This is a genomic window from Candidatus Omnitrophota bacterium (assembly GCA_016929445.1).
Taxonomy (GTDB): domain Bacteria; phylum Omnitrophota; class Gorgyraeia; order JAFGIU01; family JAFGIU01; genus JAFGIU01.
On the sequence record JAFGIU010000004.1, the window covers coordinates 16,827 to 33,381 of the forward strand.

The following is a 16,555-nucleotide window of genomic DNA, read 5'->3' on the forward strand; positions in this document are numbered from 1 at the left end:
TTGGCTCAAATCTTTTTACTCACGAACGTGGGCCTGGGCCTTGCTGCGCCTGTCCTGCACTCAGCCCCCACTCCCGGCAGAAATCAACTCGCGATTAACGCCACCTTTGAGAAGGGGGTTCGCGGGCGAATGAGCCGGTTTCTTCTGGGCGAGGAGCGGGGGATGGAAAAGGTCCTCGCCTTGCATCCGGGACTGTTTACAGCCCTGCAGAATTCCGGCCTGGATCTAGACCCCGGCACCTTTTATTCCTTCCTCATGTTTGCGGCCGCGGCCGGGTCAATGGATGAAGCCGGGTTTCTGCAAATGGGAGTGCCCTGGACTGACCCCGGGCAAGCCAAGCTTCAGCTTGCGAGTTTTCGAAGACTTCTGGCGATTGATGAGATCAAAGACCAACTCGATTGGCGGGCGCTGGAAAACCTCAACTCTTGGGTTGGCTTGAAGTCGTGGAGCCTGGATGCGGACAGGCCGCATCTGGCGGTGTGGGGCTCTTCCTACGTGGGGAAAACCACTCTGATGGAACACCTTGTACAGGATCTTAAGGCACAGGGCGTTACCGTGAGGGGCTTTGTAACGCGGGCGCTTCATTCAACAACACAGGATGGAGAAAAGGGCGACCGTTCCGGCTTTGAAGTGCTACTGGTGGGAGGGGAGTCTGACATGGAAGCGTTTAGAATAGCGGATGTCTCCCTTTTGAGTGACTTGACACTGGGTCGATATGGGGTGAGCGCGGAGGTTATGGATGAAAGTGTGGTTCCAAAGCTTAACTTGATGCTTGAGGATATCGGTCCCGGCGATGTCATTATCCTGGATGAGCTGGGGACCATCCAAATGCTTTCTGGGGGCTTCAAAGGATTTTTGGATGAAGCGCTTAAATCAGGGGCAAGACTTATCGCCACAGCCCCGATTGAGGAGAACCGCGACGAGTGGACTCGGACTTTTATGAGCGACTCGACTGTGGCTTCTGTGCGGCTCACGCAGGAGAACCGGGATGCGCTTGGCCCCCTGATTCTGCAAACCCTGGCCCCGGCTGCCGCAGAGGTTCCGACTTACGGCCTCCAGCCAAACATGCCCAGGGTTTCTTTGGATGAAATTGATTCCGGTGCAGTTACTTTCTTTATGCTCAAACCGGATTTTCTGGTGGATTTCGGGGAGGAGGCTATTCCTGCGCTTATTGGCGAGTTGAAGGCGCGCGGATTGGAGCTTGTGTACATGGGTGATCCTCGCCGGTTTCAGGAGCAACGCGTGCGGGCACACTATGCCGAGCATATGGGCAAAGCTTTTTACGAGGGTTTGGTTCAGTATTTGATCGAAGGTCCGGTAATTCCGATGATTTTAAGGGCTCGTGATGGAGGCAAGGCAGTGAATGCCGGTCGCACGGCTGTAGGGAAGAGTGATGGAAGCACCGGGGGCAGTCTGCGCACCAATAGCAAGTATGGCACGGTGAATGCGGAAAATCCTGCACTCTACGGAAAAGGAATCCGAATTCAGAGAAACCGTTTCCACGCCTCGGACAGTGCTGCGGCAGTGCGCGCGGAGATTGTGAATATGCTCAGACCCGCGGAACTGGCGGGGCTCTTGGATACGGAAGCCTATGCGTGGCTTGTGGGGGGAATTGAACCGGAAGTCTTGACGCGGCAATTGCGGACCCTGGAAGCCCTGCAGTCTGCGCTTTAATTCCCCCAAGCGGCTAAACCATTCTTTTGTCCGTATGTTCAACCTGTCATTCCCGTGTGTTAGCATAGTCCTCTATGGACCCGCTTCATGCGCCATCGACCCTTGAACTTGGAGCACTGTTGACCGGCCTGGCCGGCGGCCTGGCGCTCTTTTTATTCGGAATGCGCCGTCTGGTTGAGGCGCTCAAGGCCGTGGCCGGCGGCCGCATGAAAAGGATCCTCAGCCGGCTCACCACCAATCGCTTCAGCGGGCTGGCTGCAGGCCTCCTCGTGACCTCCGTCATTCAATCCTCTTCCTTAACCACAGTCCTTGTGGTGGGCTTCATCACAGCGGGCCTGATGACTTCCTTGCAGGCCGTGGGCGTCATTTTGGGTGCAGGCATCGGCACAACAGTGACGGTTCAGATCATCGCGTTTAAGGTGACTCATTACGGCCTCATCCTGATTGCGGTGGGTTTCTTTGTGGAGCTGGTGGCCCGGGGGGAGCGTTCCAAGTACTGCGGAGCCATGCTCATGGGACTGGGGCTCATCTTTTTCGGCATGGATTTGATGAGCCAGGCCACCTATCCTTTGCGCGGCTACGCCCCCTTTATCGAGCTCATGAAAGGGATGCAGACTGTGGGGTGGGGGGTACTTTGGGGCGCCGTTTTTACAGGCATCATCCAGAGCTCTGCTGCCACGATAGGATTGGCCATTGTATTGGCGAGCCAGGGGTTTCTCAATCTTGAAGCGAGTATTGCCTTGGTTTTCGGAGCAAATATCGGAACTTGCGTTACGGCCTTGTTGGCCGCCATTGAAAAACCCCGTCCTGCAGTCAGGGCGGCCATGGTGCATATCCTTATCAAGATTCTGGGCGTGTTGCTTTGGATAGCCTTTGTGCCTCAAATGGCGGAATTTGTGCGAAGCATCTCACCTGCGGCGGTTCAGTTGGAAGGCGCTGCCAGGCTCAGCGCGGAGTTGCCCCGCCAAATTGCCAATGCGCATACCCTCTTCAACTTGGTCAATGCCGCTGTGTTCATTTGGTTTGTGCGCCCCTTGGATTGGTTGGCGGGGCTTCTGGTTCCCCGCGGGGTGGGCAAAGAGGAACTGCGCATCAAGCCGGAGCATCTTCAGAAGGTGTTTTTGGAGGAGCCGGACCTGGCCCTGGACCAGGTCCGATTGGAGCTCAACCGTCTGGGTCTGATGGCCCTCGGGATGGTTCGTATTTCCTACACTCCGGTCTTGCAGGGATCGACGGAGGACATGAGCCATCTCAAGCAACTGGACAAGGATGTGGATGCGCTGCACGCTCAGATCATTTCCTATCTGGGACAGCTTTCCATGAAAAAGCTCGTGCCACCTCAACCCAAGAAGATTTACCTCTATATTGCGACCGCCAACTACATCGAAAATATCGGGGATGTGGTGCAGACCAATCTGGTGGGAGTGGGCAAGAACCGGCTGGCCAGGGGAGTGGAAGTGAGCCCCGCCACTCAGGCGATCCTGGAGGACCTGTACGTCCGGGTTTGCGAAGCCGGGGAACTCACCCTGAAGGCGTTATTACATTCCGATCCACAGGAAGCGCGGCGAGTCCGTCTCCTCAAGAGGGAGTTCAAGAAACGCTATTTTGCGGCCCAAGACCACCTGGCCGATCGCCTTGTGGCTGAGGAGGAGAAGCGGCTTTCCACCTTCCGCATAGAAAACGACCTCATTGACAGCTATGTCCGCATCCATGCCTTGTTTCGCCGCATTGCCAGTGTGGTGGAGGAGGTTGGGCACTTGGACTAAAGGGCCCTTTGACCTCCGGGTCCAGCCATGGTATTACATTAAGTTCAGGTTTGCGGTTTTATCTGTCCAGGATTATTAGAGACTTATACCGGAGGTTCGCATGTCCAAGTCCCGGCTCTTCCTATTGATCACTATGGTATTGGCTGCTGCCGCAGCACGGCTTGTTCCTCATGCTCCCAACTTCACGCCCGTGGCTTCCATGGCCTTGTTCGGGGGCGCTTGTTTTCAGGATAAGAGAATGGCCTTCGGGGTTCCCGTGGCAGCGCTCCTCCTGAGCGATCTTTTCCTGGGTTTTCACCGTTACCTGCTTTGGGTTTATGGGTGTTTCTTGCTTACCGTGTGCATCGGATTCTTGCTGAAGGAGCAGCGCGGCGCAACGCGCACGCTCGGGGCAGTGGTTCTGAGCACCGTGGTTTTCTTTGTTGTGACGAACTTCGGGGTGTGGTCGGTGGGGACTCTTTATCCGCATACCTGGGCCGGGTTGACGGAGTGTTTTGTGCTGGCCGTGCCCTTCTTGGCCAATAGTTTCTTAGGAAATCTCGTCTATGCAGGTGTGCTATTTGGCGGGCTGGCGCTTGCGGAGAAGACGGTTCCGGCGTTAAAGCCTGCTACTGCTTCCCCGACTTGCTAAATGCCACCGCCTTATTCACCGGGAACTCTTGGTACTTGCCGTAGACCTTGATGCGTCCGGGGAGGGTCTTCCGGTTGCTGCGCACAGTGAGTTTGACCTTGTCCGCCTCGATCACAAACTTCAGGTCTGTTTCCTTCCATCGATAAGAGAATGAAAGCTGGCTCCATGCCTTGGGTAGCCGCGGTTTAATGTGTAGCTCGTCCCTCACATGCGTTAAGCCCGCAAAACCATAGATGGTGGCCATCCACACATTGCCCAAACTGGCGGCGTGAATGCCTTCGTGAGTATTGTTCATGACATTCTCAAGATCGAGAAAAGCCGCGGCTCTAAAAAAGTTGTAGGCGGCTTCCTTTTCGCCCAGTTCTGCTGCGGGGATGGTATGCATTCCGGCGCTGAGCGAAGACTTGTGCGTGGTGCGGGGCTCGTAGAACTGGTAGTTGACCTTTTTGGTTTTGGTATTGAAGACATCCGAAAGCAGGAAGATTAGCATCAAAACATCGGCTTGCTTGAGCAACTGTGTTTTCTGGACCCCGCTCCACTGAAAATTCTTGGGCAGTTTGGGCAAGCCGTAGGCATCCCTTCCCGCCAGGCGCACTCGCCTCAATTTGAAGTATCCGTCAAATTGCTCAATCACTCCGTCATCCCGGACCTTCATCGCGATGCGCGGGGCAATTTGCTTCCACTCGTCGATTTCGCTGGGGCGAAGGTTGATACGGCGGCACAGAGAAGTGAATTCCCTCGGGTAGTCCTTCTTCATATGCGCGGCCATGCGATGCGCGTTTAGAAGGTTCCACTTTGCCAGCATGTTGGTATAGGCGTTGTCGCTGACCTTTTCATGAAACTCATCCGGGCCGATGACATTGCTAATGGAATAGAACTTGGTGCGGCGGTTGTATTCCACGCGGCTGGCCCAAAAGCGGGCTGTTTCAAAGAGCATCTCGAACCCGCAGTCCAGCATGAAGTTGTCATCCCCGGTCATGGTGTAGTAACGGTTAACTGCGTACGCGATGTCCGCGGTAATGTGATGCTCTTGTTCGTGCGTGAAGATCTCGATCACGGAACCGTCCAGGCCTTTGGCCCAGGCAGGAGTCTCTTCCGTGCCCGCGCCTGCGGATTCCCAAGGATACATAGCCCCGCGGTATCCGAACTTTTTGGCGATCTCGCGTGCGGGGTTGAGTCTGTCGTAGCGATACAAAAGCATGTCCACGGCGGCGTTTTGATAGGTGTGTGTGAAAAAGGGCATTAGAAAAATATCGGAATCCCAGAAGATGTGGCCGCGATAGCCGTCGCCGCTTAAGGTCTTGGCCCCAATGCTGCCCCGGCTTCCCGGAGCGGGGGCGCAGGCCAATAGATGGTAGGTGTTGAAGCGCAGCGCTTTTTGATCGTGCGGCGCGCCCTTAATGGTGATGGTGGCCGTGCTCCAAAGCTTATCCCAGGTGCGGATGTGCTGACGGGCCACCTGCTGGGCACCTGCCTTGATCACATCCCTCAGATGATCCACGCAACGGACCAGCAATTTATCCGGATCCCGGTCCTGCGTACCGTGGATTACGAAGATTTTTGTAACGGAGACAGTCTGTCCTTTTCTTAAACGCAACTTGAAATGACTGTCTTTGGCCACCCACTTGCGTGTGCCTTGCCGAATCAGCAGGGCTGTGGCAAATCCTACGGAGTAGTTGTTTTCCAGACCTTCAATGCGGACATACTCAAATCCGCCCTCGTTGGAAACCTCGCGGATGCGCCAGTGTTTTTTGCGGCCTTCGGTGACTGTGCCTGAATTCCATACGGACATATCCAGGGCGCCTTCCACATCAATTTCTGCGGCTGCGTCGGTCGCGGTGAGGTCCGCATGCATCACGCCGAGGTGCCGGTCGGCCATACTGAGGAAGCGCACAGAGCGGTAGTCGTAGCGCCGTTTCTTTGTGTCCCGGTATTGGGTGTGGCGGAACAGGATGCCGTGTTTGAGGTCCAAGTCCCGGCGATGCGAGCTGTGATCCATCTTTCCGATGCCGAGTTGTTCACCGCGCAGCGTAAAAGAAAGTCTGAATGGGTTGGGGATATTGACGAGTTCTGCGACTTGGGAACCCACACGGTCATAGAAACCCGCCATAAAGGTGCCCGGCAGAGAATCCTGGGGCAGTTCCTCATAGATCCCGCGGCTCCCAAAGGCGCCATTGCCAAGGGTGAATTGGGTTTCGCGAAGCTCAAGCGCAGAAGGTTCCCAGCTCTTTTCGGAAACGGTCCAGTCCTTGCGAATCCGGTGAAAGCGTTCCATGTACTGTCGGATCATGACATTTGTTCCTTGAGTTCCGAGTAGCTGATTTCACTGAGGTCGCTGACGACTCGGTTGGCCTTGCTCAGGCGCTCGGGGTGCTTGTAACGGTCCACGCCGATGCAATACATGCCGGCTGCGATGACTGCCTCCACGCCCAGGACCGCATCTTCGACGCCCACACATTGATCATTGGGGGTGTTCAGGCGTTCGGCTGCTAAGTTGAAGGCCTGGGGATCGGGCTTGCCGCGCGTGACGTCGTTGCCGTCGACAATAGCGTCAAAATAGTGGATTACTTCGGCCTTGGTCAAAATGGGTTTGCAATTCTTGGAGGAGGACATGACCGCGACCTTGGCGCCGTCAGCTTTCATGGCTTGGACTAGATCGATTGTGCCCTGGTACACGGGGATTTCGCCGGAATCCACAAGCTCGAGGAAATAACCTTGTTTCTTGTCGCAGACCTGCTTAATAGTCTCGTCGGAGGCGTTGGGGAGGATGGCCCGGGCGCCGGAGGTGCGGGGGATGCCGTCGACCTTTTCCTTGTAGTCCTCAAAGCTGAAGTCCACGCCCTGCTCGCTGAAGGCGCGTTTCCAGGCCTGAAAGTGCAGGTCCACCGTGTTGACGATGACCCCATCCATATCAAAAATACCGGCCTTAAGCGCCATAGAGTTCTCCGTGTTGGCCCTCCACCTTGACTTGATCCATGAGTTTATCATAACTCCCGGTGCCAGGCACCGGTGCCTGGCACCAGTGCCTGGCACTGTGAAACTGTGAAACACATCTCTGAAGGAGATGTGTCCCCGATCTCGTCCAGGGTGTATAATACTTGAGCACCCAAAGGTCGAGGAGGATTCGAGTTATGAGAATCGCTCAAATTGCGCCGTTGTACGAGAGCGTGCCTCCCAAATACTACGGCGGCACGGAACGTGTGGTTTCCTGGATCACCGAGGAGCTGGTTCGTCAGGGCCATGACGTCACGCTCTTTGCCAGCGGGGATTCTCTGACCCAGGCCACCTTAGTGCCCATCTGCCACCGGGCTTTACGGCTGGATAAGAGCTCTATCGACACCATGGCCCACCACATCCTGATGATTGAGGAAGTCGCGCGCCGTTCCTCCCAGTTTGACATTATTCATTCCCATATCGATTACCTGCCGTTTCCTTTGACGCGCCGGCTCCCCACACCCACAGTGACTACCTTGCACGGCCGGCTGGATCTGCCGGATCTTCAGTCCCTTTACCGGGAGTTCTCAGACATGCCTCTGGTCTCCATCTCACACTCCCAGCGGGAGCCTATCTACTGGAGCAACTGGGTGGGCAATGTCTATCACGGTTTGCCTCAGGACATGCTCCAATTTAAGGAGCAGCCCGGCGACTATCTGGCTTTTCTGGGCCGGATCTGTCCGGAAAAGCGGGTGGATATCGCTATTGAGATTGCCACGCGTGTCGGCATGCCTCTGAAGATTGCAGCCAAGGTGGACAAGGTGGATGTGGAGTATTTTGAGACCCTGATCAAGCCGCTCATGCGCAACCCTCTGGTGGAATACGTGGGGGAGATTGGCGAGGGAGAAAAGTCGGAGTTTTTGGGCAATGCCTTTGCCACGCTGTTTCCGATCGATTGGCCCGAGCCCTTTGGCCTGGTTATGATCGAATCGATCGCTTGCGGCACGCCCGTGATTGCCCGCTGCCATGGCTCTGTACCCGAAGTCATGGAACATGGAGTCACGGGTTTCATTGTGCAGGACACGGAGGAGTCGATTCTGGCGGTTGGGAAGGTGGCCGGCATTAACCGCCAACGTTGCCGCCAAGTCTTTGATGAGCGCTTCACGGCCGAGCGCATGTGCCGCGACTATCTGGAAATCTACGAGCAGGTGATTGCGTCCAAGGGCGAGACTTTTTCCGGGGCACTTCAAAAAGGATAGGCCTGAATATCCCGAGCACCTCTGAGTTCCGTGAATTCCGAACCCATTACGCGCAGGCAGTTTCTTCTTCGCAGCGTCCGTCTGGGCGCAATAGGTGCTTGTGCCCTGGCCGTCCCGGGCGCCGTGTCCTGGCTCATCTCGCAGTTCCCTCCGCCTAAGACAATCGTCAATACCCTGGGTACCGCGGACCAGCTTTTGCATCCGGCACAGTGGTGGCAATCCGCTTGTGCAGGCGTGCAGTGCACGCTGTGTCCGTTCAACTGTTTCATTCCCGAAGGCATGCGCGGCATCTGCAATGTGCGCGCCAACGTGGCGGGTGAGCTCAAGACTTTGGTTTATGCACAGCCTGTTTCCCTGCACGTGGATCCCATTGAGAAAAAGCCTTTCTACCATTTGTATCCCGGATCGCGCGCCTTCTCGGTCTCCACCGTGGGCTGTAATCTTAATTGTGCTTTTTGCCAGAACTGGGAGATCTCCCAGGTGCAGCCCGAGCAAGCCAAGGGCGAGTACGTGCCGCCCGCAAAGCTGGTGGAGATGGCGCAGCGCGCAGGTTGCCGTTCCATTGCCTACACCTACGGCGAACCCACGGTTTTTTATGAATACATGTTGGAGACCGCGAAGCTGGCGCGGCGCGCGGGCTTGGCCAATGTGATGGTCTCGGCAGGTTATATTAACTGGCCGCCTTTGCGGGAGTTGTTGCCCTACCTGGATGCGGTCAAGATCGATCTCAAAGGATTTAACGAGGGTTTTTACCGCCGGGTGGTCAAGGGCGAATTGCGTTATGTGCTGCGCACCTTGAGAAAGCTGAGTCGCGCGGGCATGCTGACGGAGCTGGTAAACCTCGTGGTGCCCACGCTCAACGACAACATGGATGAAATCCGGCAGATGTGCCGTTGGGTTGTGCAGAACATGGGACCGGATACTCCGCTTTCCTTTTCGCGTTTTACGCCGCACTATCAGCTGCAGAATTTGCCGCCCACTCCTGTGGAAACTTTGGAGCGCGCTTATGCAGTGGGGCGCCAAGAAGGGCTTAACTATGTGTATGTCGGCAATGTGGTGGGGCATCCCACGGAGAGTACGTTCTGCCCCACATGCAATCGTGTGATGATCAAGCGCTATGGGTATGCGGTGCAGGGAATATTTATGGATGCGGAGGGACGCTGCCCTTATGACGGGACGAAGATTTATGGGAAGTGGGGGTGACGCGAAGCGAAGGCATCGAACGCTCCGCGTCATCCCGAGCCGACTTTTAGGGAGGCGTGGGGATCTTTGCGCCACAAAGATCGCTTCACTGCGTTCGCGATGACAACTGCTTTCGCGGGAACGACATTAAGAGTGGGGCAAGAGCGCCGATCACGAGCGTCACTTGCAGCCCGAACACCGGCACCAACATTGCGCTGGTAAGCACGGCCCCCAGCGCGGCGCCCCACAGGTCCGCGGCATAGAGTGTGCCTGAGACCTGGGACGCACGCGTGTTGTGGAGGGCCCGGGCGGCCAAGGCAAAACCTGCGCCCGGCCAAAGCGCGCTGGTAAACACGAGTGCACTGAATAGCGCGAGTGGCCACACAGAGAGTTCTTTGAGAAAGGGAAGGCTGGAGCCCAGTGTCAGGCCCCAGACTCCGGCCCACAGCAGCAGCCGGCGCAGTCTCTTGAGCATTTCAGGTTCACTTGCCGGGCCATGGATGCGCAAGGCCCATTGAGCGCCCGCGCTTAAGCCCAGCATGAACGCGGCAAAGAGCGCGCCGAGTTGCCAGTACACATAGCCGTGCAAGGCTTGGAAGGCAAGGATCAGCACGGTTTCATACAGGATGCCGGCAGCGCCCAGAACAAAGAGGACGCAGACCGGGTGCTGCTCGCGAATTACTTTGCGTCCCTGCCAAAAGAGTCTCAGGGCCCAAAGGAGGCCGAACAAGAGGGCCGCGAATCCCAGGAAATAGGCGGGTGAGACGAATTTGCTCAGCCAGGCTCGCCAAGTGTAGGCATAGCACACGGGGAATAGGTCGCGGTTGAGCCGCACGGCGCGCGCGTTTTCCAGGCCCGAGAGCAGGGCTTGGCGCCGCTGCGGATCGAGCTTGTACGGAAAATAGCTGGGTACCACAGCGCTGTTGCTGAGCCGGCGCTGATCGACGCGCCGGCCGAGTAAGTCGGCGTCCAAGCGGATTGGATCCGGGCTTGCCAATAGCAGGAGGGGGTTTCCGGCCACTAGCTCGACATGATCGATGGCTGCGCGGAGTGTTTGCAGCAAACAGGCATTGGAATAGGTTGTGGCCGGGGAGAGATAGTTGTCGGATGAGCGGATTTGGAAGGCCAGGATCCCCCCGGGCCGAAGACGGGCGCGTGCGGCTTCAAAGGCCTCAACAGTATAGAGCCGGTTGATCTGGGCGTTAATCGGTTCCGGCACCGAGAGCAGGATCACATCGTACTGCTTACTCGATTGCATGAGCCAAGTGCGGCTGTCCTGGGTGTGACGGTGCACGCGGAGATCTTCAAGGGCCATGCGATCGGGGCCGCTGAGATGTTTCCGAATCAATTGAAGTGGCGCGGGATCGATCTCCACCCAATCCACCTCAGCAACCGGGTGTTTGAGGATCTCGGCCAGCAGACCGGTGCTTGCGCCTCCGAGCACCAAGACTTTGCCGGGATGCTCGTTGAGTAGTAGAGGCCAGTGGGCGAGTTCTTCATATGCGACCGGATCCGGGAAGTGGGCGCTGAGCACTCCGTTCTCGAATAAGATGTTCAAACTGCCCATGCGTGTGAGCGCGAGGTGGCCGTAGCGCGAGACCTGTTCTTCCACAAAGTTGTATCCGCGGAACTGCAGAGCGCGGGAGCGTTGGGGGATGGAGGCCCCGAACCAGGCCAAAGTGAGTGCGGCTGTCAGGAGTGCGACTGCGATTCGCGAGCGGGGCCTTGTTAAGAGCGGTAGGGCTGCTGCAAGGGCTGCCGCAGCACATAGGGTGATGAGGATGTCTGCGCTCAGGCGCCCGGCGATCAGGCCCGTGTGGAGAAGGCCGCCGGCCACAGCCCCCGCGGCTTCCCATGCATAGGCGTGGCCTGCGCTGAGGCCGCTTCGTCGATGGGCTACGGCACAGCCGCAAGTGAAGCAGGCGCCCAGAGCCAGGCCTGTTGGGGCGAGCAGGGCGGCCGTCAAGAGGAAGGTCGGGAAGAGCCCGATGAGCATGCCAAAGCCGAAGAGCAGTTTGCTCAGCCGGATGAGCAGCAAATTGCATAAGAGCAAGGGGAGAAGTTGGATGAGCAGATAGGGGAGGGCTTGAGCGTGTTGATTGCGTGCCCAGTAGGCGCCTGCCCCGACCCAGCCCATCCATGAGGCCAGGAGAAATCCCAAAAAGAGTTCGTGTCCGGAAAAGACGATCAGGAGTTCCTGTACAAAGGCCAGTTGTAGGATGAGGGAGATCGCGCCATAGAGCGCAAAAGCAAGACGAGGGAGAAGCGATTGTCTGAAGAGCGCAGCGTTCATCAAGCCGCCTTACCCCAAAAGATGAGTGCGGCCTTGGCAACGGTTGTGATATTGACTTTGGGGATGCTGAGCGCGTTCACCACGCGCGAGGCGCCACTCCTCGTTGCCAAGGCATTGTGGATTTGTGCTATCGGTTTCATGGCCTACCGGGTATTTCTTACCGGCATTATCGGCCGCTGGCGTTCGGTTTTCTTCATTATCCTTGCGTGGTCCTTTGTCGTCCACTTCAAAGCCCAACTGATCGGACTCACAGGGAGTGCGTTCATCACCCCTGAAATTCAGGAAGTGCCTTATTGCCACATCGCGATGAGCTCTTCCTTCCTCAATTACCTATATCAACAATATCTGGCACTGATGAGCGGAAGCTGGCTCAAGTGGTCGCCGTTGACCTGGGGAGCGCTTTGGCTTTTGGTGACCTTGGCTTTGGGCCAGGCCTGGTGTTCCTGGGCTTGCATGTACGGGGGGCTGGATTCGGGATTCTCCAAGATTTTGCGTAAGCCCCTTGTGAAATGGCGGGGTTTGCCCAAGGGCTTGCGCGATCTGCCTGCGGGTATTTTGGTCGCTGCGCTTCTGATCTCTCTGGTTACTCTCAAACCGGTCTTCTGCTTGTGGATGTGTCCTCTGAAGCTGGGCACGGGATTTTTGGAACCGGATACGCTGAAGAATATGCTCCAATTCCTGAGCTTCTTCTTCATCGGGTTGTTCTTCTTGGTGTTGCTGCCGCTTTTGACAAAGAAAAGAGCCTTCTGCGGTTTGATTTGCCCTTTTGGGGCGTGGCAGTCTTTTTTTGGCCGGATCAATCCCTACCGCGTCAAGATCGATCCCGATAAGTGCACGCTTTGCGAGAAATGTGTGAGTGCTTGTCCGACCTTTGCCATTGATAAGGACCGCCCGATAGAGGAGAGGGTGCTGCCTTATTGCAATCGCTGCGGCGAGTGCATGGATGTGTGCCCGGCTTTGGCCATTGATTATCATTTGGTGGGCGAGAAAAAGCTGGGTATTCCCAATACTTGGCCGCGGCGATTGTTTTTGCTCAGCTCTTGGATGGTGGCCGGTGCGGTTTCCCTGTTATTTGTCCCTGAGGCCCTCTTGCGTTTGTGGAGGTGCTTGCCGCTATGACTCAGCTAATTGCCGAGGGGTGGGCGCTTGGTCTTTCCACAGGGCCCTATTGTTTTGGGGCCTGTGTGCCTTTTGTGGTGCCGTATCTGTTTGCAGAAGGCCTGGGAACGTGGCGTGCCAATATCCGTGTGATTGGAGAGTTCTTGCTGGGACGGCTCCTGGCCTATGCCACGTTTGGGATGTTTGTAGGGTGGTTAGGCCAAAGCATGCAACCCCATCTGAGTGAGAGAGTGACCTCTTGGGCTCTATTAGGGACTGCTTTAATCATGATTATCTACGCGTTTAACCAAAGTCTGCCAAGACTCAAATTCTGTGAAAAATTCTTAAGCGGGAAAAAACTTGCGCGGATGCCATTGATTTTGGGAATCCTCATCGGCATCAATGTGTGTCCTCCCTTTGTGGTCGGTGTGGCGCGTCTCTTGCAGGTTGGGGGGATCTCTGCCGGGCTTGTATTTTTTCTGGGCTTTTTTGTGGGTACCAGCTTATATGTGATCCCTCTTATCGGGCTCAGCCCTTTCACCCAGATGGAACGCCTCCGGTCCATCGGCACTTGGAGCGCCCTGCTTGTGGGCACCTATTTTCTTGTGAGCTCCATCTCCGCACTGTTCTAGCTTTCTCTTCGGTGCCAGGCACCGGTGCCTGGCACCAGTGCCTGACACCAGTGCCTGACACCGCGGACGGGGAGTTGTTGTTAGGGACGAATCTTTCATAACCATTTGCTGGGTAATGGGTTGGCGAGAACCGTCCCTGGGTGTATGATTCCGGTCACTGTGTTACAATGGTCAAACCGGCCACAATAGCCTCCTAAGAGGAATCCTTGGCCCAGCTTGGCCGAGCTTCTTTCACTTCCAAATGCCCGATTTGGCAGTCAGGAGTAAGGAAACATGACGGTAGAAGCAACTCGCGTACGCACTCTTGCCCTCGTGGGACACGCAGGCGCCGGCAAGACTTCTTTAGCAGAAGCCCTCCTTCATCAGGCCAAACTCACCACCCGCTTGGGTAAGGTTGAAGAAGGGCAAACCGCCAGCGATTACCGCGATGATGAGATCGAGCACAAACACTCCATCAATAGTTCCGTTCTTCAGATTGATCACAAGAATCACAGCATTCATTTGATTGATACCCCGGGTTATGCTGACTTTATCGGCGAGGTTTGCGCTGCCCTCTATGCAGTGGATGCCGTCTGCGTTGTGGTGGACGCGACCAAGGGTGTGGAAGTGGGAACGGAAAAGGTATGGCGCCTTGCTTCGGAAGCAAATTTGCCGCGTGCGGTATTTGTGAGCAAGCTCAGTAAGCCGGGTGCGGATTTTGACAGGACGCTGAATTCCATTCAGTCCTGCTTCGGCAAATCGTGTGTGCCTCTGGAGGCTCCGGGCTCTGCGCCGGTGGACCTTTTGCAGGACGGTTTGGAGGAAGATCTGCAGGCCTATCAACAGAGCCTGATTGAGGCGGTTGCCGAGACAGACGATACTCTTTTAGAGCGGTATTTGGAAGAAGGGCAGTTGCCCCTGGCAGACGTCAAGAACCAACTGCGCGCGGATATGATTGCGGGCAAGGTTGTCCCGATCTTTTGCGGCGACCTCCTGGAATCCGGTGCGGTGGCGCGTTTCCTGGATGCGATTGTGGAGTTGTTCCCTGCGCCGACGGACCGGCCGCCTATTGCGGAAAAGGTCATGGATCCGGAGCAAGAACCCAGGACCCGCGAGCGCGATCCCTCAGCGCCTTTTAGCGCCTATGTGTTCAAGAGCATTATTGATCCGTTTGTGGGCCAGCTTACGGTTTTCCGTGTGGTCTCGGGTTCGCTCTCGGCCCACGGTGAGTTCACTAATTTCTCCAAGGGCAAGAAGGAGCGCGTGGGAGAAATCGTCTACTTGCGCGGCAAGAACACGTTGCCTGTTGAAAAGATCCAAACGGGTGAGATCGGCGCCATTGCCAAACTCAAGCTGACGGAAACAGGGGACAGTATCGGTGCCAAAGATCCGTTCATTTTTCCTCAACCGGATCTGCCCAATGCCACGCTTTCGATTTCCGTGACGCCGAAGTCCATGGAAGACGAAGACAAAATTTCGCAGGGCTTGCACCGGCTATCTCAAGAGGATCCGACTTTCAAGATTAGCCGCGATGAGCAGACCCACGACTTGTTGGTTTCCGGACTGGGCGACATGCATCTCAATGTGATGGTTCATCGCCTCAAATCCCAGTACGGGGTCGATGTCACCGTGGGGACTCCGCGCGTGTCCTACCGCGAGACCTTCACTCAGACCGTTGAGGTTCAGGGCAAATTCAAGAAGCAGAGCGGAGGCCATGGTCAGTACGGGGATTGCCACGTCAGGTTTGAACCCTTGGAGAGGGGAGCGGGCTTTGAATTTGTGGACGAGATTGTCGGCGGTGTGATTCCGCGCCAGTATATCCCGGCGGTGGAAAAGGGCATCAGGGATGCCATGGCCAAGGGAGTTCTGGCCGGCTATCCGCTGGAGGATGTGCGCGCTGCGCTATTCCACGGTTCTTATCACGCAGTGGACTCTTCGGATCTGGCCTTTCAAATGGCCGGGGTCATGGCCCTCAAGGCAGCGGCTGAAAAAGCGCGGCCTGTGCTTTTGGAGCCCATCATGAAGCTCGAGGTCATTATTCCCGAGGAGTTCATGGGGGCGGTCAACGGGGATCTCAGTTCCAGGCGCGGGCGCGTGGAAGGCATGGGGACCGGAGGGGCGCAGGGCACTCAGGTGATTATTGCCGAAGCCCCCTTGTCCGAGATTCTGCGATACTCCTCAGAGCTCAAGTCGATTACCGGGGGCCAAGGCACTTTTGAGATGAAGTTCTCTCATTACGCGGAAGTCCCTCATAAGCAGGCCGAAGCCGTGATTGCTGCCGCCCAGAAGGCCAAAGAGGAGAGGCACTCTAAATGATCATCGTTCTGGACCCGAAGGCCACCAAGGCAGATGTGGATCATTTGATCGAAAAGATCCACAGCCTTGAGTTGCGCACCATGGTTTCCAAAGGCACCGAACGCACGATTGTGGGAGTGATCGGCGACGAGTCTCTCCTGAGGGGAGAGCCGCTGGAGGCCTATTCCGGTGTGGAAAAGGTGCTGGCGATTCAAACGCCCTACAAAATGGTCTCTGCCGAGTCCACGGGCGGAAAGCCCCGTCCTATCAATCTCGGCAAGGGTGTGAAGCTCGGCGGCAAAGAGATTGTGGTGATGGCCGGGCCCTGCACGATCGAGAGCCGCGAGCGAACCCTCAAGCTGGCCAAGTATGTCAAGGCTAAGGGAGCCAAGGTGCTCCGGGGAGGGGCGTTCAAGCCCCGCACCTCTCCCTATGATTTTCAAGGCCTGGGCGAGCAGGCCCTGGAGTGGTTGGCTGAGGCCGGCAAGAAGCACGATATGTTGATTGTGACTGAGATGATGGATGTGCGCGATTTGGATCTCTTTGAGAAATACGCGGATATTATTCAGATTGGCGCGCGCAATATGGGGAACGTGGATCTTCTGGCTGCGGTCGGCAAAACGCAAAAGCCGATACTGTTGAAGCGCGGCTTGGCCAATACGGTGGAGGACTTTCTCATGGCTGCCGAGGAGGTCTACGCGCAGGGCAACCACCGGGTTATTCTCTGCGAGCGCGGGATCCGCACTTTTGAAACCACCACGCGCTTTACTTTGGATGTGGGGAGTATTCCGGTCCTAAAGGCCAAGAGCCAC

General features: G+C 56.4%; 12 protein-coding genes. 9 read left to right on the forward strand and 3 right to left on the reverse strand.

Annotated elements, in window-relative coordinates:
- From JW937_00365 to JW937_00375, 3 genes are all read left to right on the forward strand, one after another.
- Entirely contained in the window at window positions 1-1,674 is a 1,674-nt protein-coding gene (locus JW937_00365) for a hypothetical protein (GenBank protein ID MBN1585863.1), read from the forward strand.
- Window positions 1,675-1,748: 74 nt separating this feature from the next.
- On the forward strand, window positions 1,749-3,440 hold the full coding sequence (locus JW937_00370; GenBank protein ID MBN1585864.1) for a Na/Pi cotransporter family protein: 1,692 nt from the start codon (window positions 1,749-1,751) through the stop codon (window positions 3,438-3,440).
- 100 nt (window positions 3,441-3,540) lie between these two features.
- The gene (locus JW937_00375; protein MBN1585865.1) at window positions 3,541-4,071 is read left to right on the forward strand and encodes a hypothetical protein; all 531 of its coding nucleotides are present in this window, start codon (window positions 3,541-3,543) and stop codon (window positions 4,069-4,071) included.
- On the opposite strand, the gene JW937_00380 is transcribed toward JW937_00375, so the two are convergent.
- A complete protein-coding gene (locus tag JW937_00380) occupies window positions 4,049-6,361 on the reverse strand; it encodes a glycoside hydrolase family 65 protein (GenBank protein MBN1585866.1) in 2,313 nt (770 codons plus the stop codon). The genes JW937_00375 and JW937_00380 overlap by 23 nt on opposite strands.
- The gene (locus JW937_00385) at window positions 6,358-7,008 is read right to left on the reverse strand and encodes a beta-phosphoglucomutase family hydrolase (protein MBN1585867.1); all 651 of its coding nucleotides are present in this window, start codon (window positions 7,006-7,008) and stop codon (window positions 6,358-6,360) included. Before JW937_00385 ends, JW937_00380 begins: the two co-directional genes overlap by 4 nt.
- Before the next feature lie 194 nt (window positions 7,009-7,202).
- Here JW937_00385 and JW937_00390 point away from each other — a divergent pair, with 194 nt between their 5' ends.
- Together JW937_00390 and amrS are read left to right on the forward strand one after the other, a co-directional pair.
- Window positions 7,203-8,264, forward strand: coding sequence for a glycosyltransferase family 4 protein (locus JW937_00390; GenBank protein ID MBN1585868.1), 1,062 nt, complete (start codon window positions 7,203-7,205; stop codon window positions 8,262-8,264).
- 195 nt (window positions 8,265-8,459) lie between these two features.
- On the forward strand, window positions 8,460-9,467 hold the full coding sequence (gene amrS / locus JW937_00395) for an AmmeMemoRadiSam system radical SAM enzyme (protein ID MBN1585869.1): 1,008 nt from the start codon (window positions 8,460-8,462) through the stop codon (window positions 9,465-9,467).
- Window positions 9,468-9,552: 85 nt separating this feature from the next.
- On the opposite strand, the gene JW937_00400 is transcribed toward amrS, so the two are convergent.
- On the reverse strand, window positions 9,553-11,739 hold the full coding sequence (locus JW937_00400; GenBank protein MBN1585870.1) for a hypothetical protein: 2,187 nt from the start codon (window positions 11,737-11,739) through the stop codon (window positions 9,553-9,555).
- Between JW937_00400 and JW937_00405 the strand changes: the two genes are divergently transcribed.
- The 4 genes from JW937_00405 to aroF form a co-directional block, all read left to right on the forward strand.
- Window positions 11,716-12,858, forward strand: a complete 1,143-nt coding sequence (locus JW937_00405) for a 4Fe-4S binding protein (GenBank protein ID MBN1585871.1) — start codon at window positions 11,716-11,718, stop codon at window positions 12,856-12,858. The genes JW937_00400 and JW937_00405 overlap by 24 nt on opposite strands.
- A complete protein-coding gene (locus JW937_00410) occupies window positions 12,855-13,469 on the forward strand; it encodes a sulfite exporter TauE/SafE family protein (GenBank protein MBN1585872.1) in 615 nt (204 codons plus the stop codon). The genes JW937_00405 and JW937_00410 overlap by 4 nt, the downstream gene beginning before the upstream one ends.
- 273 nt (window positions 13,470-13,742) lie before the next feature.
- Window positions 13,743-15,764: an elongation factor G gene (locus tag JW937_00415; GenBank protein MBN1585873.1), complete on the forward strand. Its 2,022-nt coding sequence runs from the start codon at window positions 13,743-13,745 to the stop codon at window positions 15,762-15,764.
- The coding region (gene aroF / locus JW937_00420) for a 3-deoxy-7-phosphoheptulonate synthase (protein MBN1585874.1) at window positions 15,761-16,555 on the forward strand (795 nt) is incomplete at its 3' end. The genes JW937_00415 and aroF, both read left to right, overlap by 4 nt.

Bases quoted from the DNA above. Each gene is read 5' to 3' on its own strand.
- JW937_00370 (MBN1585864.1), top strand. From the start codon at position 1,749: ATGGACCCGCTTCATGCGCCATCGACCCTTGAACTTGGAGCACTGTTG.
- JW937_00375 (MBN1585865.1), top strand. From the start codon at position 3,541: ATGTCCAAGTCCCGGCTCTTCCTATTGATCACTATGGTATTGGCTGCT.
- JW937_00380 (MBN1585866.1), bottom strand. From the start codon at position 6,361: ATGATCCGACAGTACATGGAACGCTTTCACCGGATTCGCAAGGACTGG.
- JW937_00385 (MBN1585867.1), bottom strand. From the start codon at position 7,008: ATGGCGCTTAAGGCCGGTATTTTTGATATGGATGGGGTCATCGTCAAC.
- JW937_00390 (MBN1585868.1), top strand. From the start codon at position 7,203: ATGAGAATCGCTCAAATTGCGCCGTTGTACGAGAGCGTGCCTCCCAAA.
- JW937_00400 (MBN1585870.1), bottom strand. From the start codon at position 11,739: ATGAACGCTGCGCTCTTCAGACAATCGCTTCTCCCTCGTCTTGCTTTT.
- JW937_00410 (MBN1585872.1), top strand. From the start codon at position 12,855: ATGACTCAGCTAATTGCCGAGGGGTGGGCGCTTGGTCTTTCCACAGGG.
- JW937_00415 (MBN1585873.1), top strand. From the start codon at position 13,743: ATGACGGTAGAAGCAACTCGCGTACGCACTCTTGCCCTCGTGGGACAC.